The sequence below is a fragment of the Pseudomonas sp. MYb185 genome, from assembly GCF_002979975.1.
In the GTDB taxonomy this organism is placed as follows: Bacteria; Pseudomonadota; Gammaproteobacteria; order Pseudomonadales; family Pseudomonadaceae; genus Halopseudomonas.
Genome location: NZ_PCQD01000005.1, coordinates 338,194 through 363,923, shown reverse-complemented (window position 1 = coordinate 363,923; position 25,730 = coordinate 338,194). Strand labels below are relative to the sequence as shown.

The window sequence follows — 25,730 nt, the reverse complement described above, 5'->3', positions numbered from 1 at the left end:
ACTGCCCGACTGCCACCATGCAGGACGCACGGACTCGCACCCCACCCCCGTCTCTGTTTATAATAGCCGGCCGCCTGCGGCACAGCCCGACAACTCCATTCACCTGTTTCGAGTCTGCCCATATCATGAGTCTGTTTTCCCCCGTTGAAATGGCGCCACGCGATCCCATTCTTGGCCTGAACGAAGCCTTCAATGCCGACCCGCGTGCAGAAAAAGTCAATCTGGGCGTTGGCGTCTATTACGACGAAAACGGCAAGGTCCCCCTGCTGCGTGCAGTCCAGGCCGCGGAAGAAGCCCGCGTTGCCGAGTACGCACCGCGCACCTACCTGCCCATGGAAGGCCTGGCGCCTTATGACCTGGCGGTACAGAAACTGTTGCTGGGCGCAGACTCCCCCCTGCTGAGTTCCGGTCGCCTGGTCACCGCCCAATCGCTGGGCGGTACCGGTGCGCTGAGGCTCGGTGCAGATTTCCTGTATCGCCTCGCCGGCAAGCGGTTGGTGGCCATCAGCGACCCGAGCTGGGAAAATCATCGCTCGCTGTTCGAGACTGCGGGCTATGAAGTAGTTACTTACCCCTACTATGACCCGGCAACCCATGGCCTGAACCTGCCGGGCATGCTGCAGGGCATCGATGCATTGCCCGAAGGCAGCGTGGTGCTGCTGCATGCCTGCTGCCACAACCCCACCGGGGTCGATCTCAGTGCCGATCAGTGGAAGCAGGTGATCGAGGTCGTGCGCAAACGCGGCCATGTGCCCTTCCTGGATATCGCCTATCAGGGCTTTGGCGACAACCTGGAGGAAGATGCCCTGGCGGTACGCCTGTTCTCCGAGGCTGGCCTGCCTTACCTGATCGCCAGCTCATTCTCCAAGTCCTTCTCGCTGTATGGCGAGCGGGTCGGCGCCCTGACCCTGGTCACCGAAACCCCGGAGGAAGGCGAACGCGTGCTGTCGCAGCTCAAGCGCGTCATCCGCACCAACTATTCCAACCCGCCGACCCATGGCGCGAAAGTGGTCGCCGCCGTTCTGAACAGCGCCGACCTGCATGCCATGTGGGTAGAGGAACTTGCCGAGATGCGCGTGCGCATCAAGCAGATGCGCCAGGCCCTGGCGGAAAAGTTGCGCGCCGCGGGTGTACAACAGGATGTCAGCTTCATCGAACAACAACGGGGCATGTTCTCCTACTCCGGCCTGAGCCGCGATCAGGTCGAACGCCTGGCCCAGGAATCTGCCATCTACGCGGTCGGCAGCGGTCGTATCTGCGTGGCCGCGCTGAATCACAAGAACATCGACCTGGTCGCCAACGCCATGGCCAAGGTGATGCTCGAGGGCTGAGATGAGGGTCGCGCACTTTCACCGAAAACCGACACAAGGTGTTGACTTGGAAAGTTTTTTTGGTAAAGTGCGCACATCCGATCCGCGATAGCTCAGTCGGTAGAGCAAATGACTGTTAATCATTGGGTCCCAGGTTCGAGTCCTGGTCGCGGAGCCACCTTCAAGTTATCGACAGAATCGCTACTGTCGGTAGCCACCCAGATGCCACAGGTCATGCGATCTGTGGTAGTCTCTATTTGCCATTCAAAACAAGAGTACACGATGTTGCTAGGCAGCAGCTTAAGCTCTGGATATGGAATGTCAAGCTCTTGTGTTCCAGGGTAAACAGCCAGGCTGCTTACCCTCCCCCTCTCAGCCTTGCAACAACTCATCTTGACCGGTGCCCCTCTGAAGCAGGTAGCGCTTCAACCGAGGGACAGGAACATCGACATATACCATGGTGGATCTGATATCCAGATGGCACATCAAGCGCTGCGTCAGGTGGATATCCGCTCTCTCCCCTATCATCAGCTCTGTCGCAAAGCTGTGCCTGCAGCGGTGCGGAGAAAGCTTCATGGCCAGCCTGGATGACAAACGCTTGAAGAAGGCACCAATTTGACCGGCATTCATCGTTTCTCTTCTATGCCGTACACTGAATCTGTTTACGTTAAAAAGTTGATCCGTGCGCTTTGCGCCGCGGCGAAGCGACTCTCTGATCAAGCGCTCCAGCAGCGGGATCAGGTCATGATGTAACGGCAAGGTCTTTTCTGCCAGATTTTTTGCCCCTGCAGCTGAACAGATGAACTGCTCTTGCTTCAGATCGATGTCACATATCCTGATATGCACCAGCTGCCGCCGTCGAATACCTGTGTGATAGAGCATCTCCACCACAGTCAACCAGAACCAGGCCGGGTGGATATACGTTTTTCCATTCTGCCCCGACTCCTCGGCATGCACATACTCTCTCAGCAACGTCCGTATCTTGTGTATCGCTCCTTTGGGTAAGGTCTTCGCTTTGGTCTGCGGGGGCTTCAAGTCAACCTTCGCGAATGGGTTAGTCTTCCCAGGTAGATAGCCACTGTTTAAGCCAAAGTTGTACAGCGATTTCAAATGTCGGATGTAGCTGTTCCAGCTCACTGGGCTGATACCCTCAGACTGTCCCGGTTGCCTCACCACCTCGGCCCGCCAGGCGTACACCATCCGTTTTGTCACTTCGCTGGGATAATCGGTTTGTATATGCCTTTGCAAAGCGCGGACGCTGACATGATAGCTGGCCTGCGTGTCCGGCGAAGACCAGCGCTCAGTGAACAATTCCGTCAGTAGTTCCTCAAACGTGAAAACATGCACCTTAAAACTCCTTATTCAGCTCAAGATATATGTTGTCTGCCGGTGGTCGTCCCAGTGCTTCTGGCTGTGTCAATAGAAAGCCCTTGAGCTTGCTGGTTTTACCCGTAGGCCCTCTGACGGACACGCTCACAATATTCTGCTTGTTTTTCCCTGAACGAAGATGCAGCCGCCGCTTCTGGAACCGCCCCTGCACTTGCTCCCATGCGTCATCCACCCCATAACGCTCAACACAGAACTTTTTGAAAATATTTGGACTCACCAGAAACCAGGTTCCGTTCACCGCATGAACATATGCCTTGGCATGGTTAACGCCGAGTCGTTTTGACTGCAATCCGGCCTTGACCCAATTGACGAACTCCTCGCCAGGGTCTGCCTGCCCCTCTACGGCAGGCCCTGCAGCCGGTTTCGGGTTCACTGGCTCGACGGACGCAACAGCAGGATTGGTTTCAGCCTTAGCAGAAGCCTGGCTTTCGGAAAAGGGAATGCAATCTTCAAACTCATCCTCAATGGAATCGAAACATGCGGCAGCCGCCTCGACTGGCCGTATACCCGGCTCAACTGTAATCGGCGCAGAAGCACCCTCCGCCTCTGGAGTGGCTGTCTCCTCGCTCTGATCAGAGGCAACCGTGGAAATTGCAGTCACTACCGCCTTAGCTTCCGGCCTTTCATCCTCAGCCCCCCAGATAAGCGACGGCGCCGCTTTAAGCAGGTGCAGTTTTGCGGTACTCCACTCCCCAACCCGGACAGTGCAGCCAGACCATACGGCCAACCCCTCCGGATTCGGCATGATTAAGCCGTGAGCCAACATCTCGTCATACAGTCTGCTCTCGTCGGCGGGGACGCCCGGTATGCCCTGCTCCAACAGGTAGGTCTTTAGCTGGCGGGGTACGGTAGGAGTGACGAACCACACGGCATCTTCCGACAAAAACACTGCGGAGCCCTTGGTGCCATTCAAGGGCAACGTACCACCCCGCACCAGATGACGCAGGCCTCCTACCAGCTTGCTCTGCAAGGATTGCTTCGGAGCAGCGTCCAATCGACGTAAATCTCCTCCCATCGCCTTGCTGACACTCGACTTGTCGGCCTGATGGACAATCTCACCTACGATGCCGGCCCGCGCCATGTGCCCGGAAATGGTATACATGACCAAGCCAAACAGCGTGACATCGCTGTACAGCCAGTCCATAACCGCCCCACCCAAGATATCCCTGCACATCAGTGCACCTGCCGCTTCGTGCAATCGATAGTCTCGGCCGGGGCGGTACCGCACCCGATAAGCGCTTGGAATAGCACCATTCCATAGACGCCACTGTGACCCGTCCTGAAGCTGAATCTCGACATCGACAAGCGCCTTGGCCACGTCATGCAATAGGGCCGCATACAGAACACCCATGCTCCATAGCTCGCCTACCGACACCTGGTCTTCTGGCCGCGCGCCCGGCGGCAACAAGTGCTTGCGCCTGATGCGCAGCGCGTAGCACATGATTTCAAGGCCGTGATCGAGCATCCCACCTGGGTAGGAGTGATGATGGGTTTCCGATGCGGGTAAAAGCTGGACCAGTTCAGCATATCGCTCAACAGGCGCTTTGACGTAAATATCGAATGTGTCTCTTGGGATTGAGCACAGCTCATATAGAACCTGGAGCAACCCTTGGCGGTACGGTGTATCCAACAACTGTGCACCTGCTTGCACAGACATCCAGCCATCGCTGCTCTCAAGGTCATCAGCCTGCTTCTCTTCCCTGGAAACCAAGCGCTTGAACACACTCATTATTGCTATTGCCATGCGAATCCAAACCTCCTATCTGCCAGCGGACTACACCCCAACTTGCCGGCCCGGCATAGGAAAAATAAGTTATTGGTTTCGCTGCATTTTGATGAGGGCTTGACAGGAAGCAGCAAGAATTTAATTATCGAAAGGCGTAACCGTTGTCCACGTTCGGCAAATGTGGAGCCTTTAGCGCCCTTGGGCGTACCCTTTGAGCGACTGCGCATTCTGAAAAGTCGACGGCACGACCGTGCTGAATGCTTCCTCAACTAACCCAGACGGGCCTGTCCCGTCGGGCAGTGCTCGGCATCCTGTGTACCCACCCATGCGGGGAATCCTTTCCCTGCAGGGAAAGTGTTTCTCCGCATTCGTATGCCTATTCGAAATTGGAGAACCACAATGTCCCAACTGCTTACCAGCATCGAAGCTCTGATTAGCATTGCCAAGAAGCACTGCAGCAACCCGTTGATGCGACGTGAGCGTGACTGGAGCGAATATGAACGCCCTGCTCTCGAACGCGTCAAAAAGGTAGACCTTGATCAGTGGCGCAAACGCGAAATGGCTGTTTCGCCACGTGCTCTTGGACCGCTTGCCTCCCTTATCTAAACCAGCAGCTCTATCACCTTCGGGTGGTAGAGCTGCTGATAAAACCTTCCCTGACGAGCGAGCCCCGTCAGCCAACACCAGAGGAGAATCTGGTGTTCAGAAAAACATTACTGGAATTGCCAGGCCTACCCCGATTAAACGGACACCTCTCAAAGATCGGAAAACTGCTGTTCAACCTTGGCAATTCTGCGCCGCATAAGTGGATTATGGAACCATCCAATGTAGCTGAGTACACTGGCCCATCGTCCGGTACGTCTTGCGGTTAAATCACTCACGCTAGATCATGCCAAAGAATCCTTCGCAGGCCGCGTTGTCGCCACGATGGCTGACTGCACTCACTGAACAAATCAACCAATTGCGTGCCAGCGCAACTTGATAGTCACCATTGCGAATTGGCTACCTCTATCCGCGTGCAGAATCACTCTGCCAACGCATTGACATTGCCAAATAGCCATCTCCACTGCACGCATCACCATCTGACGATCTTGGCGATGATGCATCGGCCAGCCAGCCACCAACTTGGTGTACAGATCCAGTACAATGCACAAGTAAAGGTTCACTGGTATAACCACCAGCAGCTACTGAGCTCGATTGGATATATATCGCCAACGGACGCCGGGGCACACTACTACCAGCAACACACCGCTCAGGCCGTGATTGCCTGACCTAAACGAAATGGTCTCCAGGAAACTCGGCGTGACTCACAGTAATCATTCTCTCCAAAAATGATGGCAAGCATTAATGGATATCTACAATCGTTAATCCCCTTGCCAGGGGTCCGAATGAGCAGATTTACGCAGCAACGATTCATCGGTTAGGCTTTCGAGAAAGGCCAGTAGGTCACCGATTTCCTGCTCGCTGAAACCAACGCGCACGATTAGCCCGCTCTTGTACGGATTGAGCCGGCCATCGCCACTCCTGGGGCCATGCTCGACGTTGCGTCCGCCCTGCGAGTAGAAGCCCAGCACTTCGCGCAAAGTGGCTGCACTGCCGTCATGGAAATAGGGCGCAGTCAACGCCACGTTGCGCAGGCTGGGTGCACGAAAAGCGCCCATGTCGCGCGGCTCGCCACTGAGCTCAAAGACGCCGCGATTGGGGAAGGGATAAGCGCCCTCACCATTGAGGTTGTACAAACCAGTGTTATGAAAGGGCATCTCCACCTGGCGCGAGCGGGCATGCACGACCTGGTCGTTAAAGTTGAAGCTGCCATGACAGTGATGACACTCGGCCTTTTCGCTGAAGAACAGATCCTTGCCGCGCAGCTCGGAGGCCGTCAATCCGCCCTGCCCTTGCAGATAACGGTCATAGCGGCTGTCGACAGCAATTAGGCTGCGCTCGAAGGCGGCAATCGCCTTAATCACCGAGCCCATGCTCAGCGGCTCGTCCTGCTCGGGAAATGCCGCTGTGAACAGTGGCGGGTAAAGTGGCTCATCACGCAAGCGCTGCAGCACCTGGGCCCGATTGCCATCGGTGATGCCCATTTCCACCGGGTCGTCACCGAACAACGGCACCTCCATCTGCCTCTCCAACGTGACGATGGCAGGATTGGCCCAGTTGTAGGTGGCATGCCAAGCGACATTGGCCAGCCCGGGGGCATTGCGGTGGGTAGTTTCCCCCGTACTGCCGGTGGACAGTACCTTGCCATCACTGAAGGCTTGCTCCTGCACATGACAAGTAGCGCAGGACTGGGTGCCATTGCCGGACAAACGCGGGTCGTAGAACAAGTGCCGGCCTAGCTCGACTTTCGCCGCACTCATCGGATTATCCTGTGGCACACGGGGCTCCGGCACGTGTGAAGGCAGTTGCCAGTCCCAGCCCTCGACCGCCATACCCGACAGGCTCAATAGCAGACCTGCCAGACCACAGCAGATTCGCCCCAACTTCATGGCCGCGCCCCGCGCGCGACACTCGGTGAATGCCCAGGCTGCAGCGGCTCACCGCTCTGCAGACTCAGCCCCAGGCGCTCGAATACCGGGCCGCACTCGGGATCGTCCGGGCCACTCATGCAACCCACCGCCATGCCCTGATCACGACCGATGTCGCTGCCAGCGAGCAACGCGGACAAGTCGACCACGACAGCATCCTGCCGTGGATCGAAGCGTTCGAACAGCAGCGGCAGGCGATTGCCGCGCAGGCAACTGACCGTCTCGCCCGTAACCGGATTGCCCGTGCAACCTGTGGAGCCCAGGTGCACATACCAGGTCGCCGAACGCGAGCCATCGACCTTGGCCGCCCCGCCCTGCGGATCGACCTCGAGCTTGGCGAACTTGCGGCCGGCCTGCCAACTCCATCCCATGGCGGCGATATCCAGCGGCGGCGGCTCCAGCTCGGTGCTGGTGTGATTGAGCCCTGGCGGTACGCCGAGGGTCAGTGCCAGGCCAACGTAATCGCCAGGCGGAATGCTGCCACGCACCTCATGATTGGTCTCGGGTGTGCCACCCACGCATTGGCCGCTGCCATCCTCGAAGTCGAGCAGCGCCACATTGGCGTTCTGCCAATCGCTGGTTGTCAGTTGTAGCGGTACGTGGCGGCCATCTTTAGCGATCAGTACGACGTCCTGCACGTAGAAACGCGCATCGTGCAACTGCGCCGGTATCTGATCACGCCCCAACGGTCCAAGCGGTGCGGAGCAGCGCGCTGACTGGCCATTGGCCAGCAGCTCGAAGGCAATGCTCTGCGATTGAGCCTCGTGCGTGACAGGGTGACTGCACGCCCCCACCAGGGCGGCAGAAGCGAGCAAGCCAAAACACTTCGACGTGTTCATGCCCACCTCCTAGAAACGCATGCTCAGCGTGAGATTGACGCTACGGCCTTCCTCGTAGCTGAAGGTGTTGGCCTGGGACTGCTGATAAGTAGCATAGGCCTTGTCGAACAGGTTGCTTACGCCCAGATCGACGCGGTACTGCCTTGTCTCGTAGGCCACGCCAATATCGTGCAAGCCGTAGCCGGCACGCTGCCGCAGTACAGTCGCGTCATAATCCTGGGCCTGAACGAACTGCCCCTGATAGTTCAGCGACCAGTTGTCATCCAGGCGGTACTGCATGGCCAGGGTCAACTTGTCCGGCGGCGAGTAGAGGTGATCATGGGTCTCGGCGTTGCGCGAACGCATGCGCGAATAGCCTAGGCCCACTGACAGGCGCTCATACTGGTAAGCGGCCTCGATCTCTCCTCCATGGCGCTCGGCTTCGGCAACGTTGCGACGCTGGAAGACCAGACCAGTACCGGCGAAGGGTGCCTCGCGTACGTAGGTGCCCACCACTTGTTGGTCGATCAGATCCTTGACCTCTTCATCGAAGTAGGTGGCCTTGAAGCGCAACTGGTCACCCGCCGCCAGCAGATTGGCCATGTCGAGGGTGAAGCCGGCTTCCTTGGTACGACTCAGCTCCGGTTTGAGCGCCGAGTTGGGCCTGAAGTTGAACAACGCCCGGTTGGTGTTGAGGTTGCCGAACATCTCGGTCAACGTCGGTGCACGGAAAGCCTCGCCGTAGCTGATGAAGACGCCGAGTGGCTCCCAAGGCTGATACTTCAACGCGATCTTCGGCGATAACCGGTTGTGACTAGTGCTGCTCTGCCCTGGCGAAGTCAGTTGATAGTCGTCGTGGCGCAACGCACCGATCAGCGTCCATTTTTCCAGGAAGCTGATTTCGTCCTGCACGAAGCCGCCCAGCGAGCGCAACTCGCCATCTGGCAGCACCGAATTGCCCTGACCGTTGGAGGTGTTCACGCTGGTGTCCTTGTAGAAGTCCACGCCATAGGTGAAGCGGTGCTGCACCCAGTCGCCCATGGCTAAGCGGCTGCTGTTCTGCAAGCTGCCACCGACTGTCTCGGTCATGGTCGTGGTATCCGGCTGGCGAGGCACGGAACGGCTCTCACCATCGAGCTTAAAACGCGTCTTGTACAGGCTCAGCTTGCCGTCGATGAGTGACTGCCCGGCATTCTGAAAGCTCCAGCTGCCGCTGTACTGCTCCTGACGGCGGCGCAGTTCCTGGTCGAACGGGAACAACAGGTTGCCACCAGGGTTAGTCGGCCCGACGAACTCGTCATCGAAGCTCTGATAGGCCAGATCGAAGCGATTGAACTCATTGAGGCTGAAGCCGGTTTTGAACAGAGCACTCTGTAGATCACCGTCATTGGGGTATTCGGCATGTTCACCGCCCTTGCCGGTGTGGATGCTGTCGTAATTGCGGTAAGTGACACTGGCCAGTACGTCCGCACGCTCGCCCATCGCGGCAGCCGTCAGGTTGCTGGAAAAAGCCTCCGTGGCGCTGCGGTAACCCGCCTTGAGACGCCCACCGAACACCTCACCGGGCTCGACGAAATCCTCGGCGCGAATGGTATCGAAGGCCATCACCCCACCCAGTCCACCACTGCCGTAGGCAGCCGACATCGGCCCACGCACCACATCGACCTGGCGGATGAAATCCGGGTCGAGCAACAGCGGAGTGTTGACCCCGCCTTCGTTGTTACGCCGCGCGCCATCCACCGTCAGGATCACCCGAGGACCCTGCAGACCGCGAATGGCCGGGCTCTGCGCCGCCGGGCGCGGGCCGCCGCCATAGTTCACCCCCGGCACGCTGCGCAGCACCCGTGACAGGGTATCGGCCTGAGCGTCATCCAGCTCTTCACGGGTCACGGTGGAAACCGATACGGGCAGCTCGAAAACGCTGTTACTGGTGCGGGTAGCCGTCACCGTGGTGCTGTCAAGCAGCAGCGAGTCCACGCTCATCTCGGCCGCCAGGGCGACGCCGCAGAATAGCACTGGCAGGACACATACCCGTCGGATGGCACGCACCAGCGGCTTACGCGGTATAGCTGACAAAAGGGAAAAATCGTACATTAATTGCATTCCTTCTCGTTGTTATCGACAGGCACGAGCCACGGACCACAGCAGAGAAATGTCGGGCGATGCCCGTCCTTTTCTGGTCTTCATCAAGCGCCGCTGAACAGCGGCCTGTCGATGGTCGGGATGACACACAAAGCCCCTCCAACAAGGGCCTTTACCTCTTTCAGTGATCCTAATAACCCGTAGTGCAATGGACTCAGTGCGATAAACCGCCACAGATAAGTACCAAGCATTGCTGCTGTCTTCTCAGAAACAAGATGGTTGGCTGGAGGCCGTACCAGCAGCACCTCATGGCGTCACGGCAAGACATCAAGCCGCAGTAACTTAGGAAGCTGCTGAATCAATTCGGACTCCCGCAATGGCCCACGAACATAGCCCACCTGCCGTCCCTGAGGATCGATCAGCGCCAAGTTGCCACTGTGATCCACCGTGTAATGCTCTTTGCTAGTATTGCCCGGCACAAAAGCCTGCCCCATGAGAGAAGAAGCCTTCTGCACTTCCGAAATCTCACCAGTCATGCCCATAAAAGCCGGATCGAAGTAGTTCATATACTGCTGCAAGCGCTCATGGGTATCGCGCTGAGGATCAACACTAATCATGGTTACCCCCAGTCGATTTCGTACCTCCTCCGGCATTGCAGCCCGAATCCGCTGCAGCTCACTTAACGTCGCAGGACAGATGTCCGGGCAGTAGGTATAGCCGAATAGCACCAACGTCCATCTTCCCTCGAAAAAGGCCGGACTGAAGCGCTGGCCATCGATTGTGTCGATATAGACCTCTGTCAGCTCTCGCGCCGCTGGCAGCAGGATTATTCCTGCTTGGGCCAATTGCGCTGCCTCTGGCGACGACTTGGAATTCATTAAACCAAGGACACCTCCGCCACCGAGTAAAAAAAGGGGCAGTAAAAACAACAGCCAGTTACGTGAAATAGACATACCTACTCCATTTATAAGACGCTATAGCCCACGTCACCGTCAGCCAGCTGGCGAAGCCAAGCGAAACAACACAATCCCAACGAAAGCCCGCAAGATAGAAACGTTACGGGCTGTAAGAGGCATCAGTGGTGGTGTTCACCGTGGTCATAGCCGGCCGGTGCTTCCTTATGCACTGCGACCTCGACCTCGACCTCGCCAGCCTTCTCGAAGGTCAGTGTCAGCGGAAAGTGCTCTCCATCCTTGGCTTGCTGCGTCACGTCCAGAAGCATGACGTGATACCCCATAGGCTCGAACGCCACCTCCCCACCGGCAGGGATCGTGACCACCTTGACTTCCTGCATTTTCATCATGCCGTCCGCGTGCACATGCTCGTGCAGCTCGGCTTTGCCCGCCACCGGTGTACTGGCACGCAGCAGACGATCAGCTTCGCTGCCCTTGTTGTGGATCACGAAATAGGCAGCAGCAGTCGGCGCCACTGGCGGCATCTCACGGGACCAGGGGTGGTCGATATGCAGCTGGCCGGCCTCATATTCGTGGGCCTGCACCAACAGAGTCGGCAGCAGTAGGGACAGTCCGATCAGGGTTTTCTTTAGTGTCATGGGTATTGCCTCCTTGTGGAAAAACGAAAACATCAGAAATCCAGGGTTAACCCGGCATACAGTGCGCAACCGTCGCCGGGAGTCAGTTTGTCGATGGCCCGATAATCGGCTCCGAGGACATAGAGATGATGTGGCATGTAACATGACGAAGCCCAATCACAGCTATCTATTTACTCGCACAGGCTCAGTGAGCCGAGTGGCTATGCTCGGAGTCGACCCTGACGGGCCTACCAAATAGCGCCAGACGCGCCAAGTGTGCGTCAGAAAGGCCGCGCTCGGCCTCACGCGTGCGCGTCAGCAAACGCTCCGTCTGCCCAGCATCAAGCCCGACATCCAGCAACAGCGCTTCTTCCAGAAGGCCATCACCCGCGCAAATAAGCACGCGCCAGGCACCGTCCGTACGTTGCAGCAAGGCACGCCCGCCTCGCTCGTCCTGCGTCCACCCGGCGATGGCGTAATCCTCTTCGACGGTAACCGGCTTGACCTGTAGCGGCGCGTTGGGCCGCTCCCAGGTGTGCTTCATCAGGTGCTTGATGGCCTGACTATCCTCGCTTTCGCCTGCCCAGGCGCCCGCAGACAACAACGCAACGCCCAAGGCCATAACCCGTACGATATTCATCATCAGCATCCTCTTGCCCCACTGCGCTGGAATTATTTTCATGTTCAAAATCCCATTCTCACGCCCATTTGCGCCGAAGTGCCCGGCATCGGATAACCCGTGCGGTAGGCGTAACCGCGGTCGAACAGGTTCTCCAGGGCAACGAACACCTCCCCCACCTCACCCATAGCCGGCACGGCGTGGCCGACACGCAGGTTGACCACCGTGAAGGCGTCGACCTTCTCGAAGTTGCTGGCACCCTCGGTGCGCTCCTGTTGCAGTACGTACATCGAACTCTGGTATTGCGCATCGGCGTTCAGGCGCCATGGCCCGATCTCATAGGTGGTACCCACCGACAGCGAACGCTTCGGCGCATAGGGCAACGTCTTCAGGCTCGGGTCGAGCCAGGTGAAACCGACGAAACTGCTCCAGTTGGATGTCCAGCGTTGTTGCCAACTCGTCTCGGCACCGCGCATCTCGTAGTCGCCGAGGTTGACATAAGCCGGCTGCGATACCGCTGGCGGGAAGGCGAACAGGTAACGATCCTTGAGCTTATCCTTGAATACCGCGATATCCAGGGTGGTGTCGGCGAAGGGGTTGAACTTGACGCCCAGTTCCTGATGGTCGACGCGCTCAGGCTCCAGCTTTCTCCAGCTCTGCCCGAGTGCCGGGATCAGGTGCGACAACACCGAAGTTTCCAGGCCGGGATAGTTGATGCCACGCGAAGCATTCGCACGAAACTCCACATTGTCCGTCGACAGCAACAGGCCGGCATGCGGCGCGTTGCTACTTTGGTAAACGTTATGGTCGTAGTGTCGGATACCGGCCGAGGGGGTCAGCGTCCAGTCCTGACTCAATTCGATGGCCTGGCTCAGCGCAATGTATGGCGAAGTCAGGCGCAAGGTCGGCGTGTCAAAGCGATCCTGCGGCGCAGGCAAGACACGGCGGAACTTAACCTCGCCCTCCGTCTCGTCCACATCCAGACCCAACGCGACCTTTCCTCCTTGCCAAGGCTGCAGACTCTCCTGCCAGCGCATGCCCTGCATGGTGAAGTCGGTGATGGTGTCGCCATCCAGCCCGGACTGATCCAGAGCACTACCACGTCCCTCGTTACGATACAGCTTGATGCTGCCCTGGGCCTGCTCGTAGTCATGCTCCAGCGACAGCGCGACCAGCGTGCCACGGGTGTTGAACTCGCCATTTTTGGTGTTCGGTAACCCCTTCTGGCCCGGGTCGGAGGCCCGGTTGTCGGCATGCAAGGTCAATAGGCTGGCCGACCAATTGTCGCCAATACGGTAGCCGATGCGGGCCATGCCGTTGCTCAGGCGGCCGTCGCCATCGTCGCGGTCACCGTCGGAGCGCGCAGCACCCTGCGCGAGTGAGTAATCCCACGCGCCGCTGCGCCCGGTCAACAAGACCTGCTCGGTAAAGGTACGGAAGCTGCCACCGGTGAGCCGCAGTTCGCCGTGATGATTGTCGCCGGCCTCAGCCTGGCGTGGGGTGAGATCGATGGCGGCGAAGGCGTTACCGAACTGCTGCGGCTGCGGCCCCTTGTACACACTGATGCGCTGCATGCCGTTGACCGGCAGCAGGTCGAGCAGCGGATGATTCCACACCGGCATGTAGAAAGGTACACCGTCAATATAGGTCTTGATCTCGCTACCTGGGCGGCTGGCACCCATGCCTCGGATATAGACCGCGCCGCCCTCCGCGCCGCCGAAGGAACCGACCGGGTTGAACCGCGAAACCGTGACACCTGGGGTACGCCGCAACGCCGAAGATAGATCAAGAGCATTGAGATCGCGAATCTGCTGCTCGTCGACCACCGTTGCCAGACTAGCGAAGCGGTCGACATGGTTCTGATCGATGATGGCCGAGCCAACCACCGTGACGGCCGGCAGCTCCATAATGGGCTCGGCAGCCCAGACAGGCAGGGCACTTGCGCAAATCAGCAGACTAAGGCTACTGCGCAGGGTAAATATGTGAGGCATCCTTGTTTTCCTTATGGCGAGTTCAAGCAGTTTTCATGGCAGGTCGCAGAAAGCCGAACAGCCGGTCGAGCGCGAAAACCAGCAGCAACGAAGCACCCAGCAGCGTAAAGATCACACCGAGCACAATCATCACGCCGATCCAGGGGCATCATTTGCACTAGGCACTGCCGAGTGGGTGATGGCATGGCCGCAGTCATCGCACTTGCCCCCGCAGTTGCGCTGGTTTCGCCTCACGCCGCCGTCTGCGTCGGGGGCGCAGTCGGCGCCACCCCAGCACCGTACCGCTGAGGCAGATTACCAAGCCGCCTAGACTGAAAACGATGATCAAGGCTTCGCGCAGCAGCGGGCGTTCCAACAGCGGCTGCCAATCCCAGCTATGCAGCAGGTTGAACAGCCAGCGGCCTATGCGCTGACGCTGGTCATGCCGCGCAACCATCTCGCCACTCGCTGGGTCTAGGTAAATCCAGGTCTGCTCGGCATCTTCGAAGCGGACCCGCAGCACCGGCAGCGGTCGGCTCTGGAAGCCGTACATGCTCTGCGCATCGCGGGCGAAGTAGTAGCTGTCGAAGCGCTCAAGCCAGTCGCTTTCCAAAGCTCTATCCGGCGCCATGATGCTGGCCGCAATGAGCAGTCGCTCGCGGGAGAACTGGCGCTGCAGGGTCTGGCCGTACAGTATGCGGCTCTCGCCGGTCGCATCTCGCGCCACCAGGTAGGTGCTACCATCCAGGCGGCGCCATTCCAGCTCAACCACATCCAGTTCCGTACGCACCAGCTGCAGTGCGCTGCTGACCGAGAGTGGAAGGTCTATAGCCCGCAGAGCGCCGCCCTGCATCAGCGCAGGATCAAGGTGCGAACGACTGTCAGTGGTCCCCCAGGGCCGCATGGACATCAAACCACTGAATATCCAGGCTACCAGCACAACACCGAACAGCAATCCGCCAATATGGTGCCAACGCGGCCAGCCCCCGGGGTATGGGCTACGTGAGCCGCTGCGATAGGGTTTTCGGAAACGCCAGCGCAGCACGCCGACCACCATGCCCAGCACGGCCATGGCCGTGCCGAGCAGGGACAAACCGATCACCAGCACACGCCAGCCATTGTCGAAACCAAAGCCACCGCGTAATGGATAGAGCCAGTGTAACCAAGCACCCACCCAGTTCCACACGCGTTCGGTGCGGCTAGCGTCGCGCACCACCTCGCCGGTTCTACCGGAAAGGTAAAGCCAGGTTCGTTCGCCATCTCCCAGTTCGACCAGATGCAGAGGACGCTCGACATCGAGGGCACGCGAATGTGTCCAGACGTCCTCGTTGACCTGTCCGCGGTAGTTCAGGGCTGCATTTCCGGCAAACTGTCGGGCACCAGCCAGCACCCAGGCTTCATCGACACGTTCCAGCGGCTCGCCACTAAGTGCATCAAGCGTCACCCGCTGCCCATCGACCAGCTCCAGCAGATAGAACGGCTGGCCACCCAGACTGGTCAGGCGCAGCCGCTGCAACGGCGTCTGCGCCCACTGCACAGGCACCTCGGCGCAACATGCCGTCGGCAGGACTGGCAGATGGCCGAGGCGTTCGCTCGGGGTCAGTTTGGGATAGCCTACATAGAGCATCACCACCCCGGAGACGAACCACAGCGCCATCAGCAAGCACAGGGCGATACCCAGCCAGCGATGCCAGAGGTACAGCTGTCGTTTCAGCCCCATCAGTAGCGCCACTGCACAGCCACTTCCAGGCTGCGCGGCTCACCCAGGTAGTACTGGGTGTTGCTCTGGTGGATGAAGCGGGCATAGGTTTCGTCGGTAAGATTGCGAAGACGCGCACTCAGCTCAGTATGGACGTCCAGGTCGTGCTTCAGGAACATTCCATAGACCGTATATGACGGCACCCACATGCTATTGGCGGTATTGGCATAGACCGAGGAAACGTAGCGGGCGTCCGCTCCCACCTGCCAGTCAGGCGTCAGGTCGTAGGTCAGCCAGAGGTTGGCGACGCGATCGGGGATATTCACCGGATTCTTGCCCTTGCGCGATATCACCACACCGCTAACGGTTTCGTTAAAGTCGTCGTACTCTGCCCGTACCCAAGCGACGTTACCTGCGGCCAGCAACTGCGGGGTGATCTTGAACGAGGCCGCCAGCTCGATACCGGTGGAGGTCTGTTGACCCGCCTGCTCAGTGGTATTCGGCACCGTCGAGGACGGCACGGTGATGTTCTTGCGTACGATGCGATACGCCGCCGCTGTGGCCGAGCCGCGCCCGTCGAGGAAATTGAATTTGGTTCCGAGCTCGAACTGCCGACCGGACCCCAGATCGAAGTCGGAGACCTGTCCGACCGAGGCACTGGTCAGGGCGCCGCCTGGGGGCTCTGCTGAGGTGCTATATTGAGTGTAGAGGCTAACGGAATTGGTCAAGTCATAGATCAGGCCTACACGCCCGGTGAAGGCATCCCAGCGGCGGTCCAGCTCGGTGCGAGTCGCATGTTCGAGCACCTCGAAGTCGAGATGGTCGTAACGTAACGCGGTGACCAGCGCCAGCTGATCGGTCAGGCGGGTGCGATTCTCAATAAAGGCAGAAGAAGTGTCGTTCCTGGTGCTACGACCCTTGGTGCGAGAGGCATCCATACCCGGGATATCGAGAAATCTTCCTGGGTCGAAACCATTGGGATCGACGGTATCGAAATCTGACGAAATGGACAGCGGGTAGTTGGCCTGCTGGTTGCGACTATATTCCAGACCAAAAGCCCAGTCGCTGCTCAGGCCGAACATCGTCCCCGTGTGAGTGAGCTCAATACGGTTACCGTTCATCTCCTGCTCATGGCGCTGACGGTAGGCGGCAGAGCGGATCACCTCGGTATTATCGGTATTGTAGCGATAACGCTCGAGGTTGCGGTAATCACGCTGTCCCTTGTAATGGTAGAAGGTGTTGCGCAGCTGAGTGGCGTCATTGAGGCGGTAATCGGTGATCGAACGCAGCCAACGAGTGCGTTGTTCGTAGCGACCGTCCTCGACGTTGTAGTTGTTGAAACGGTTACGTCTGTCGATATGCAGCTTGCCAAGCAGTGGCTGAAACACGGGTGTTCCCCAATACGGGCTGTCTTCTTTCTCCTCCAGGTACTCGATAGCCAGCGTATGGGAGAGCTGGTCATTGATGTCGCTGAGCAGAGAAAACGCGAGGTTGCCCGCGCCGTTTTCCTGGCGGTCAATGTAACCATTGGTATGAGTGCGGCTGTAGTCCAGCCGCACATAATGACGGGCCCCATCTCCCTTGTTAAGCGCCTGGTTGAGGCCGATCGCGGTTTCCCAAGTGTCGTAGCGTGAGTAGCTGACGCGCCCTTCCAGGCTGTCAGTTTCACGGCTGGCCAGCTTGGTGATGTAGTTCAGGCTACCGCCGACCGCACCGCTGCCGTTGAGGAAGGACGAAGGCCCACCAAGCAGTTCCACACGGTCATAGATCCACGCTCCGACGGGGCGTGCCGAAGCGCCGTACTGCAGATTAATGCCATTGAAAAGTTGACCGATCTGCGCGCCATTAAAACCACGAAAAGCCACGTAACCGCCGTGTCCGGGTGGTGCCGAAGCGTTAACGCCGGGCAAAGCATTGGCGGCATCTTGGAAGTTGCGCACTCCCAGGCGTTCCATGGTTGCCCGGTCAGCCACGCTGACCGAGGCTGGGTTTTCACGAGCGCTGAGGTTGAGGCGCGTACCGCTTTCGATGCTTTTGTCCAGGTTGATGCCTGTGGCATCTCCAGACTCTGGGGCAACTGCGGATACAGTACTGGCGGGTAGGGTTAGGGCGTCTTCTTGCGCCCAAGCAAAAGAGGCACTGCCAACCAGCAGCGCCAGGATCGTTATACGATACATGCATGACTTCCAGGCTTTTATTTAATAAACCGACGCACACGTGTTACGGCACAAGCTGTACGCGGATGATCTCAGAGAGCAGGAAGCAGCGTGGGAGAGGCACGGGGGTTGGCAGGGGGCCAGCGATAACGAACGATTCGAGTAAGATGCTGAGCGGGCAACGGCCTCATTCGCTCGGCAACGAGCAACCCGAGAAGACCGAAGAACGCAGCCAAAATGATCGCACAAAACAGGCTGGCGAGGGCGCAATTGGAACCGGTCGTCGGCTTCAGCGGAATGATACCGAAGGCCTCAAGCTCAGCGTCCGCGTTAAATCTGCCATCCAATGAGCAGTATTGGATGTCCAGGCCGCTAAGTTGCAGGCTAGCCATCTGCCCGTGGCTGTACGCGCAGGCAAACGCACTGATCAGGACGCTGAAGTACAGCACCCAAGCAGTCAGTGAGCGGTCTTTGCGAGCCAGTTTCATGGGTGAAGTCTGCCACCAAAATTTTATATAGCATACGCTGGAGAAGCTTCGATCGATTCTAATTTACGTCTGAATTAAGACCGGGATAACAGAGTTGGGTGATTCCAGTCACCAACCTACTCATAGCTCCTCCAGCTAGTGTTGTAAATCAACTCGTCATTAAACGCAAGCCGGACCAGGTGAGACACTGTGTCACACGCAGATCATGAGTGTGTTACTTTCTATCGCCACCAGGTCATTCACCGACCTGGTACATAAGAGCGGGGGATTCAGCCTCGTTGCAGTGGCAGCTGTCAGTGTAATTACCGAAAGGGGTCCCCCACTCATCTCATTCAGCGCGTCGTAGGGGGTTACCTATCAGCTTTTGTCTCTTGTGATACAGTTGACCAAAGCAATTTCCCCAGCCACTGAATACGGAGAAAAGTGATGACCTTTACTATCTACTCGCTCACCGCTTTTGTCGTCGGCACTCTGTCCATTGCTACCGTGATTGGGTGGTTTGTTGCTGGTCATCTCGACAAGAAATACGGTACCGAGACCCCTCGGCGTAAGCCGATCAATCAGCACTGACTTTTTCTACAAAGCAAAACCCCGGTGAAGAGGCCTTATGAGCTCACACCGGGGTTTTTCTTTTTCACCTCCTTTTAATTGACTACCAACTGCCTGGCCAACGCCATCTCAACCGAATCACCATCCTGGTTCAACGAGTCGAGGCCTGACTCCGGTACGTCTCCCGACGTGCTTTGTGCCACGGCAATTTTCTTGGCCATCAGCTCCAGACAGGTAATCTGCGAGGTGCCGGCGTAGCCGAAGAACACCACCCGTACTGGATGTTTCTGACCTATCCGCCATGAACGCCTGGCGGCCTGTTGCAGGGTGTAGACGTTGTAACCTGTCTGCAGGAAGGCGATGGTTGGGAAGTCGAGCAGATCCAGCCCCGTCTTCACCAGCTCCGGGTTGGTGATCAGTACGTCGATCCCCCGGTCGACCTGGTCGAGAATCCAGTCCTCTCGCCTGGACGTGTCCACAGTTGCCCGCAGTGCAGCCACCTTCAGCCCGACCTGCTCGAGGACACGCTTCAATCTGGAGGTTGTGTCGCGTTTCCCGCTGTAGACGGTGTAGGCCAGGATCTTACGCCCTTTGGCTTTCTCCTCCAGGCACAGGTCGATCAACGCCCGCTCCTTGGGCATCAGCTCCCCCTCACTGAATATCGACGGCACCATCGCCAGCGTATCCCGGGTACGAGGATGCTTGACGACTTCCGAACGGAAACAGCAGTCCGGCCAGGCCAGCAGCACGTTGAGCACAACGCCGAGCAAGGTGGTATCCCGCCGGGCCAGAGCCTGGCGCAACGCCTGGGTCAAGATGCCAGCCAGTTTCTGATAGGCCAAAGCCTGATCAGCATCCATAGCCACGTCGACAAAATCTTCCTGGTAGGCCGGCAGCACGTTGCTGCCGATATCCTTGAGCTTCAGGAACACGGTGAACGGCAGTACATACCGATGGATGCCTTTCGGGCCGAAGCCCGGAGCCTTCACCGTGCGTACCGAGAGCTTCTTGCCCCTGGCCGTCTTGTGCGACTCGTTGTCCCGCTCGGTGTAGATGTCCTTCAACACCCCATGATCACGCATGAACGACATAGCCGCAGGGGCCATGCTGCCACGCGCGTTTGGACGGTAACCGTCCTCGATCATGCGCCGGGTGAGTATCCGGAACAGCAGGTAGTACAAGTCGTCCGCGTAGCCACCCATCAGGGTGCCGGTCAGCAGCAGGGTCTTACGTGCCTTCGCTGCCAGCACACCCATGGCCTGGCCCTGGGCAGAGCCGGCGTTCTTGTACTCATGCCCCTCATCGACGATCAGCAGATCGAAGAATCCATCAGGCAGATAACGCTTGGTGAACTCCGTCGGCTGGTAACCACCTTCACCGAAGCCGAACTCGATGTTGGCCATGGCGCGCTCCATACGCCTAGCCTGGCGGTCACTGAAGATGAAGTTGCCCTTGGCATCCATCAGGTTGATGAACTCGCTGACGTTGTCACCCAGCATCGAGGCGAGAAAGTCCTCACCAAAGTCACCGAGCAGCCGTTCAGCACGCACCGGGCCGATGGTCGGTATCCGGCACATCGACTTCAGAATCGTCGAACGCCGGTCACCGCCATTCGATTTCCCAGGGCGCATCAGAGTCCACAGCGCAGAATGGCAGTGTGGACAGCAACGGCGCCGGTCCTCCTGCTGAAACGCCTCGACCGTGACGAAGTTGCCATCCTGGTCCTCGAGGATGCGACCACAATCTGGACAACCCGCCAGAAGCTGGCCACCCGTTGCACGCCGTGGCCAGCAGGCCAGGCGCCAATGGAAGCCCATCCGCATACGCACTCGGCCGAGGACGAAGAACTCCTGGCGTCCATCGTAGGGCTCGCCCAACTGGTCGCGCAGCTTCAGCAGCTTGACCAGGGTATCCGGGCCGTTGAGCACCCAGACACGGGCGTCCGGGATGGTTTCGAGGATCTCGCGCCGCCACTTGTAGACCAGGTGCGGTGGCGAGATGACCAGGGTCCGCCGGTAGCCGGCATCATGCATGACAGCCGCCGTGGCGATGGCCATCATGGTTTTGCCCGTCCCCATCTCAGCATTGATGATGCCGGCCTGCTCGTTGCGATCCAGCAGCAACGCGGTAATGGCCTGCACCACCTCTGCCTGGGCAGGGAAAGGGGTACGCTTGAGGGAGTCCATGACGGCCTGGCGACGCGGGTGGGCGTTGCCGGTATAGACCGGTGGATTGGAACGGTTGAGGGAGTCCAGCAGCTCGTCACCGAATTCGTCGATGAAGTCGGTCAGACCGATGGTCAGGGGGGAAAGAGGGGCCGCAAGGCCCTGGATCAGGTCGCTCATGATGCTTCTCCGTGATATGGAATAAAGCAGGGCATGCACGACACCCCGGCGGGTATAGGCATACCCTGCGGGTGGTTTGAAGTAACGCCAGACGGCGTTGGAGATCAGTAGTCAGATGGCAACAGCAGCGTGGTCACGCTCCGGTCAGTCTCTGTGATGATCCAGAGCCGAGGCTCTTCGTCGATGCTCAGGTCATAGCTTGAGAGCAGCCGATCACCATGGCGCAGTGCCTGCTGATTGGTCTGCCTGTCTTCATCGCATAGCTCTCCCCAGTCACCAGCAATATGCCGCCTGAGATAGAGGGAGGGATCGAGCACACCGCGCTCGACCAGATCGCTGACGGCGCGCGTCATGACCAGGCGGCCTGTTTCAAACAACAGGCTGGGTACAGGATCAGGTTCCGGCTCCCTCTCCGTGGCTGGTGTTGGCGACTCGCTCGGTGATGAGCTGATCGTCAGTACCCGCCCCCGATCTGGGGAATCTGGCGTCATGTCCCATGCCCGAATAATGGGTATGAAACGGTCTGTCAGAATCCTCACTTCGGAGACGTTGCCGTCAGCATCCTCGGTGAACTCGGTCTTGCGTACCTTATCCTTGTAGGTGTCACCCTTTAGCACCAGGACACGCCCAGTCTTGGAGTGAACCACACCGGAAATGGCACCTGCCGCCAGGGCCAATGCCAAATGCCAGTTAGACAATTCCCTCACCGGAGGCCTGGGCTGGATACCTGTCTGTCCGAAATGCAGCATGAAGTCCGGCCAGAAACCGCGCAGACGCCCTATCTCATCAGCAAACTGCTCCGGCTCCAGGCTGACCCGACAGAAGTGCTCCAGTTCGTTGACCGCCGGCAACACCACATAGGGTTCCCAGGGCCAACTGGCTGGAAGTTCTTCAGCTGCTTGCAGGTCAGCCGCCACCGCCCTGAGACGGTCACGCATCACAGCCACTCGGGGCTTGACCAGATCCTGCCGGCGGACACGGGTACCAAATATCACCACTTGCTTGAAGGTGGCATCGGCGGCCGCATAAATCCGCAGGTCAGTGAAGTGATTGCACAGCCAGCCGCACAGCTCGTCATCGAGCACGTAGTGCGGAATAATGAAGACTAGGGCGCCGCCATACTGCAGCAGTGGCAATGAGCGCTGGTAGAACAGTTTTTCGAGCCGCCGCCTGCCCTTCCCTTGATACACCGATGCGCCCGAGTGATCGGCTACCAGGTCACCGTAGGGTGGGTTGAGCCAGAGTAGTCCAAACGACTGCTTGCTGATCAGAGTATCCATCAGGTCGCTGTGCAGCACCCGATCCAGCAGACCACGGGCATGGGCGGCACGTTCGCGGTCATATTCCACCGCGCAGGCCTCGACGTTCTCACGCCCAAGGGCATGGGCAGCTTCGGCCAGTGCCACGCCCTCCCCGGCACAGGTGTCGATGATACGCATGCATCCTGGTGATGGTGCCAGCGCTTGCAACGTGCGCTCCAGGGTCGCTTCGTCGGTGGGATAGTAGCCATTGCGAGCAAAGTTGCGCGCCAGGCGCGGAAACATCAAAGCCATGAAAGCCTCCATTGTGAGTCAGGTAGAGCGGCAAAGCCGCTCAGTGGATGGGAAATTCAGGCACAGGCCTGGTCGGAAGAGGTGTCCAGGACATTCTGGCGAATGAGCTGGCCCAGCTCGGCTTCAAGCCGATCCAGTTGCAGGGACAAGCGCCAGGCAGTCACAGGGCCTGTTGAGCCCGGTAAGCGCTGTAGCATTTCCTGCTGTACCAACAGTTCCATAACCGGCTCACGCCAGTGTTGAAGCAGCGGTAAAGGACAGGCGTCCATGACCAGAGGCCACAGCCTGTGTTGAGGGTTCGCGTCAGCCTCGATCAAGGCGTAGGCGATGTGATTGGCCCGGTCGGGCGTCATGCAGCGGCTGTCGAACAGCCATAGGTGCAGCAGGCTGCCGAATAGCGTTCCGCGCATCTGGCGGGTTGTGCGCTTTTCCAGCATGTCGACGCGAGGAAAGACCGGTAGGCTGCGGCCATCCACAACGATGTGGAACTGCTCCAGCCCCCGCTCTTCCCTACCCAGGGTCAGCCTGGCCAGGAACTCCTGAATAGCCGTATCCCGGCCCCAGACGGACAGAAACACCAAGTTGCGCTGCTCATCGCAGACGCAGGCATCGACATACAGGTCAGGACATTCATCGACCTGGTACAAAGCAACAGGTGAACCTTGGTTCATAAGTGGGCCTCCTGAACGGAGGGCGCGGCCGCCCCAGACAAGGGGCGAATCGGCCCCTCGGGTGGGTTGATAGATCAGTTGCAGGCGCGTTGCTGGTGGTACGGGTAGAGCATCTCGAAAAGCATTCGCTTCCTGAGTCAGCCCCACTTCTCGCAATGCACCACATACCAGCAAAAGCAACTCAGAAAACAGAGGGGTGTGCAGCGGTATTCATGAGTCTCGCTCCCATATTTGCTGCTTGAAGTCCAGTTTGTAGCCAAGTTGGCCAAGCCGTACGCACTGAGCACGCATCCGTTGCCGATCCACTGTGGGATCGAGTTTCACGCTGTCGCCCAGAGGCCAAAGCGTACTGAACAGTGCTTCGTCCTCATTGGTAGGAGCTGGACTGGCACGGGGTGCAGGCTCTGAAGACGGCATGCCGAAAGGTGCATCACCAACATCAGAGGGTGATGTAGCAGGTACGGCAGGCACCTCCTCTTCGAGTGGATCGACTTCCTTCTGATCCAGCCGCTCGGTATCGTCCTGGGACAGCGCGTCCATATCATTGAGAACCATGCTGTCAATTTTGGCCTTCGGCGCCTCAATGACAATTCTGCCGCTGCCAGTCAAGTAAGGTTTGGATGGGCCGATGTGAGCGATTACGAAGCTACCTTCGTACTTTCCCTCGGTGTACTGCTCCAGTATCGGATCTTTGACCGCAAACTCACCAATACTGGTAAGTAGTCGCGCGACGTTGAACGCGCCGTTACGTCCATGGATGGTACGAATGGCCAGTTGGCCGGGAATATTGATCATGGGTATCCCCAGGGAATACGAGAAACCGTCATCTGGACGGTTTCTCAAGGGTATGAAAAGGTTTTGAGTGATAGCGCTAACCGCAGCGGCGCTCGGCAGCTACCAGGTATCCATCCGTCCACGCTTGTTTCAAGCGAGACTGACTAGCCAGCAACGGTGGAACCTGGTGGACACCATCAGCAAAGCAGTGGTAGCCACAAAGCTGCGCCTGAAACAGCGCTTCCAGGTTACGCTCCCCTTGAAGCAGGGATTTCTCAAACTCAGTACGCGCATCCAGGGCGGTATTGAATATCCAGTTCATTGCGATCTCCATATCCCTGGCGATAGCCTCCCCCTGACGGGAAAGGCTCCCGCCATGGGGTGGTTAACGAAGTTAAGGGTTAGTCCGTTGCTGCCAACGATCTGTTTGCAAAGCATTCCACGCGGACTTTTCTGAGCGAAAATACTCCACCGACTCCCGTGAAACAGGTCCGCACTCGTCGGCAGTTCCAATGTAGAAGCCAGCAGCACTTTTCAAAACGCTCAATGGCAACTGTTTGCCCATAGCTGCGGCCAAACGCCCCAAAGACACATGAAGCATGCGGTTCTCCTAAAAGCCTACCAGCACGGACCTCTCCCAAGGGAAAGGCTCCCGTCTGGGGTGGTTCAGATTGGTATCAAGCGGTTTGTTTTTGCTGATTTGAGGCTGGGCTCACAGGTTCGGCCTGGTAGACCATTTCCCCATCAACCTTGATCCAGCCGAGGTATAGCAAGCGCCCCTTCAGGGCTGCACCGGGCTGGCCCTGTTTGGGGCCTTTCTGGTAGGTGAAGGGATCGGTCCATATGTCACCGATTCGAAAGCCAACCAGGACTTTCTTCTCAGCCTCTACGGCCTGCTGGCAGCGCCGAATCAGCTTGTCAGCTTCTTCTCCGACGACATTGCAGTCGATGCGGGTGTACTCAGCTGAATCAGTAGAGCCTTTCAGGGCACTGACTGTCACAGCCATGAAGGGTTTGCCCTTGCGGGGCTTCACTTCACGTATGCGGTTGAGATAGCCAACGCCAGTGGTGTGCAGGTCGAAATATTGGGCTTCGTTGGTAGAGGTATTGCTCATGGTATTTCTCCAGTTTCGAATAGATATGCGAAAGCGGAGAAACACTTGCCCCTGCAGGGGAAAGGATTCCCCGCTTGGGTGGGCACAACGGATTGAGATGTAGGGTTAGAGCATGTACCGCATGCCAGCCAGCATGATGCCGACGACCGCAGATAGCATGAGCCCCATACGAATGGTCAGCCTGAGCTCAAGATCTTTGAGTTCAGTTTTAAGATCTGCCTTCGTGACAAGATGTGTTGCCATATCTGCCTCCACGGCATCGACTACAGCGGTTGCGCGTTCGTCGGATATATCGATCGACTTCAGCGCCTGGTACAGCGCAATACTGCTTTTCATGGGTCTCTCCAATCGTAATGACGAGACCCGCCCGACGGGAAGGCCCGTCTGGGGTGGTTTAGGTAGCA

General features: G+C 58.2%; 23 protein-coding genes, 1 tRNA gene and 1 pseudogene. 4 read left to right on the top strand and 21 right to left on the bottom strand.

The window, feature by feature from the left end; genetic code table 11:
• Positions 1-125: 125 nt before the first annotated feature.
• Positions 126-1,331, top strand: a complete 1,206-nt coding sequence (locus tag CQ007_RS10480; protein ID WP_105645769.1) for an amino acid aminotransferase — start codon at positions 126-128, stop codon at positions 1,329-1,331.
• Between the two features lie 81 nt (positions 1,332-1,412).
• Positions 1,413-1,488 (top strand) — tRNA-Asn (locus CQ007_RS10475).
• A 194-nt stretch (positions 1,489-1,682) separates the two neighbouring features.
• Here CQ007_RS10475 and CQ007_RS10470 read toward each other — a convergent pair.
• Positions 1,683-2,657 carry a site-specific integrase gene (locus tag CQ007_RS10470; RefSeq protein ID WP_105645768.1) on the bottom strand — a complete coding sequence of 325 codons (975 nt, stop codon included), beginning with the start codon at positions 2,655-2,657 and terminating at the stop codon, positions 1,683-1,685.
• A 1-nt stretch (position 2,658) separates the two neighbouring features.
• Positions 2,659-4,443: a MobH family relaxase gene (gene mobH / locus CQ007_RS10465; protein ID WP_105645767.1), complete on the bottom strand. Its 1,785-nt coding sequence runs from the start codon at positions 4,441-4,443 to the stop codon at positions 2,659-2,661.
• A gap of 381 nt (positions 4,444-4,824) precedes the next feature.
• Between mobH and CQ007_RS18830 the strand changes: the two genes are divergently transcribed.
• Positions 4,825-5,031, top strand: coding sequence for a hypothetical protein (locus tag CQ007_RS18830; protein WP_146114574.1), 207 nt, complete (start codon positions 4,825-4,827; stop codon positions 5,029-5,031).
• Positions 5,032-5,180: 149 nt separating this feature from the next.
• Here the strand turns inward: CQ007_RS18830 and CQ007_RS19190 are convergent.
• From CQ007_RS19190 to CQ007_RS10410, 11 genes and pseudogenes are all read right to left on the bottom strand, one after another.
• A pseudogene (locus CQ007_RS19190) lies at positions 5,181-5,585 on the bottom strand (DDE-type integrase/transposase/recombinase); the annotation flags it as partial.
• Between the two features lie 204 nt (positions 5,586-5,789).
• The gene (locus tag CQ007_RS10455) at positions 5,790-6,917 is read right to left on the bottom strand and encodes a methanobactin export MATE transporter MbnM (protein ID WP_105645765.1); all 1,128 of its coding nucleotides are present in this window, start codon (positions 6,915-6,917) and stop codon (positions 5,790-5,792) included.
• Positions 6,914-7,795: an MbnP family copper-binding protein gene (locus CQ007_RS10450; RefSeq protein ID WP_105645764.1), complete on the bottom strand. Its 882-nt coding sequence runs from the start codon at positions 7,793-7,795 to the stop codon at positions 6,914-6,916. Before CQ007_RS10450 ends, CQ007_RS10455 begins: the two co-directional genes overlap by 4 nt.
• A gap of 9 nt (positions 7,796-7,804) precedes the next feature.
• The gene (locus CQ007_RS10445; RefSeq protein WP_256582270.1) at positions 7,805-9,868 is read right to left on the bottom strand and encodes a TonB-dependent hemoglobin/transferrin/lactoferrin family receptor; all 2,064 of its coding nucleotides are present in this window, start codon (positions 9,866-9,868) and stop codon (positions 7,805-7,807) included.
• A gap of 302 nt (positions 9,869-10,170) precedes the next feature.
• Positions 10,171-10,809, bottom strand: a complete 639-nt coding sequence (locus CQ007_RS10440) for an SCO family protein (protein ID WP_105645762.1) — start codon at positions 10,807-10,809, stop codon at positions 10,171-10,173.
• A 122-nt stretch (positions 10,810-10,931) separates the two neighbouring features.
• Complete coding sequence (locus tag CQ007_RS10435; RefSeq protein ID WP_105645761.1) at positions 10,932-11,408, bottom strand: copper chaperone PCu(A)C; 477 nt, start codon at positions 11,406-11,408, stop codon at positions 10,932-10,934.
• Between the two features lie 184 nt (positions 11,409-11,592).
• Positions 11,593-12,069, bottom strand: coding sequence for a copper uptake system-associated protein (locus tag CQ007_RS10430; protein WP_105645760.1), 477 nt, complete (start codon positions 12,067-12,069; stop codon positions 11,593-11,595).
• 2 nt (positions 12,070-12,071) lie between these two features.
• A complete protein-coding gene (locus CQ007_RS10425; protein WP_256582268.1) occupies positions 12,072-13,913 on the bottom strand; it encodes a TonB-dependent receptor in 1,842 nt (613 codons plus the stop codon).
• Positions 13,914-14,190: 277 nt separating this feature from the next.
• Positions 14,191-15,690 (bottom strand): PepSY domain-containing protein, encoded by a 1,500-nt coding sequence (locus CQ007_RS10420; RefSeq protein WP_256582272.1) that lies wholly within the window; start codon positions 15,688-15,690, stop codon positions 14,191-14,193.
• Positions 15,691-15,695: 5 nt separating this feature from the next.
• Positions 15,696-17,852, bottom strand: a complete 2,157-nt coding sequence (locus CQ007_RS10415) for a TonB-dependent siderophore receptor (RefSeq protein ID WP_105645757.1) — start codon at positions 17,850-17,852, stop codon at positions 15,696-15,698.
• A 71-nt stretch (positions 17,853-17,923) separates the two neighbouring features.
• Positions 17,924-18,319 carry a DUF2946 family protein gene (locus CQ007_RS10410; RefSeq protein ID WP_105645756.1) on the bottom strand — a complete coding sequence of 132 codons (396 nt, stop codon included), beginning with the start codon at positions 18,317-18,319 and terminating at the stop codon, positions 17,924-17,926.
• Between the two features lie 426 nt (positions 18,320-18,745).
• Here CQ007_RS10410 and CQ007_RS19010 point away from each other — a divergent pair, with 426 nt between their 5' ends.
• Entirely contained in the window at positions 18,746-18,889 is a 144-nt protein-coding gene (locus tag CQ007_RS19010) for a hypothetical protein (protein ID WP_177424325.1), read from the top strand.
• Positions 18,890-18,963: 74 nt separating this feature from the next.
• On the opposite strand, the gene CQ007_RS10405 is transcribed toward CQ007_RS19010, so the two are convergent.
• The 8 genes from CQ007_RS10405 to CQ007_RS10370 all read right to left on the bottom strand — a co-directional run bounded on the left by CQ007_RS10405 (position 18,964) and on the right by CQ007_RS10370 (position 25,662).
• Positions 18,964-21,213 (bottom strand): DEAD/DEAH box helicase, encoded by a 2,250-nt coding sequence (locus CQ007_RS10405; RefSeq protein ID WP_105645755.1) that lies wholly within the window; start codon positions 21,211-21,213, stop codon positions 18,964-18,966.
• A 104-nt stretch (positions 21,214-21,317) separates the two neighbouring features.
• Positions 21,318-22,766, bottom strand: coding sequence for a DUF6094 domain-containing protein (locus CQ007_RS10400; protein WP_105645754.1), 1,449 nt, complete (start codon positions 22,764-22,766; stop codon positions 21,318-21,320).
• Positions 22,767-22,822: 56 nt separating this feature from the next.
• Positions 22,823-23,437: a hypothetical protein gene (locus tag CQ007_RS10395; RefSeq protein WP_105645753.1), complete on the bottom strand. Its 615-nt coding sequence runs from the start codon at positions 23,435-23,437 to the stop codon at positions 22,823-22,825.
• 210 nt (positions 23,438-23,647) lie between these two features.
• The gene (locus CQ007_RS10390; RefSeq protein WP_105645752.1) at positions 23,648-24,232 is read right to left on the bottom strand and encodes a DUF3275 family protein; all 585 of its coding nucleotides are present in this window, start codon (positions 24,230-24,232) and stop codon (positions 23,648-23,650) included.
• A 76-nt stretch (positions 24,233-24,308) separates the two neighbouring features.
• The gene (locus CQ007_RS10385; RefSeq protein ID WP_105645751.1) at positions 24,309-24,533 is read right to left on the bottom strand and encodes a hypothetical protein; all 225 of its coding nucleotides are present in this window, start codon (positions 24,531-24,533) and stop codon (positions 24,309-24,311) included.
• 72 nt (positions 24,534-24,605) lie between these two features.
• Positions 24,606-24,812, bottom strand: a complete 207-nt coding sequence (locus CQ007_RS10380; protein ID WP_105645750.1) for a hypothetical protein — start codon at positions 24,810-24,812, stop codon at positions 24,606-24,608.
• Positions 24,813-24,888: 76 nt separating this feature from the next.
• The gene (locus tag CQ007_RS10375) at positions 24,889-25,326 is read right to left on the bottom strand and encodes an STY4534 family ICE replication protein (protein WP_105645749.1); all 438 of its coding nucleotides are present in this window, start codon (positions 25,324-25,326) and stop codon (positions 24,889-24,891) included.
• Between the two features lie 105 nt (positions 25,327-25,431).
• Positions 25,432-25,662: a hypothetical protein gene (locus tag CQ007_RS10370; protein WP_105645748.1), complete on the bottom strand. Its 231-nt coding sequence runs from the start codon at positions 25,660-25,662 to the stop codon at positions 25,432-25,434.
• Positions 25,663-25,730 lie beyond the last annotated feature (68 nt).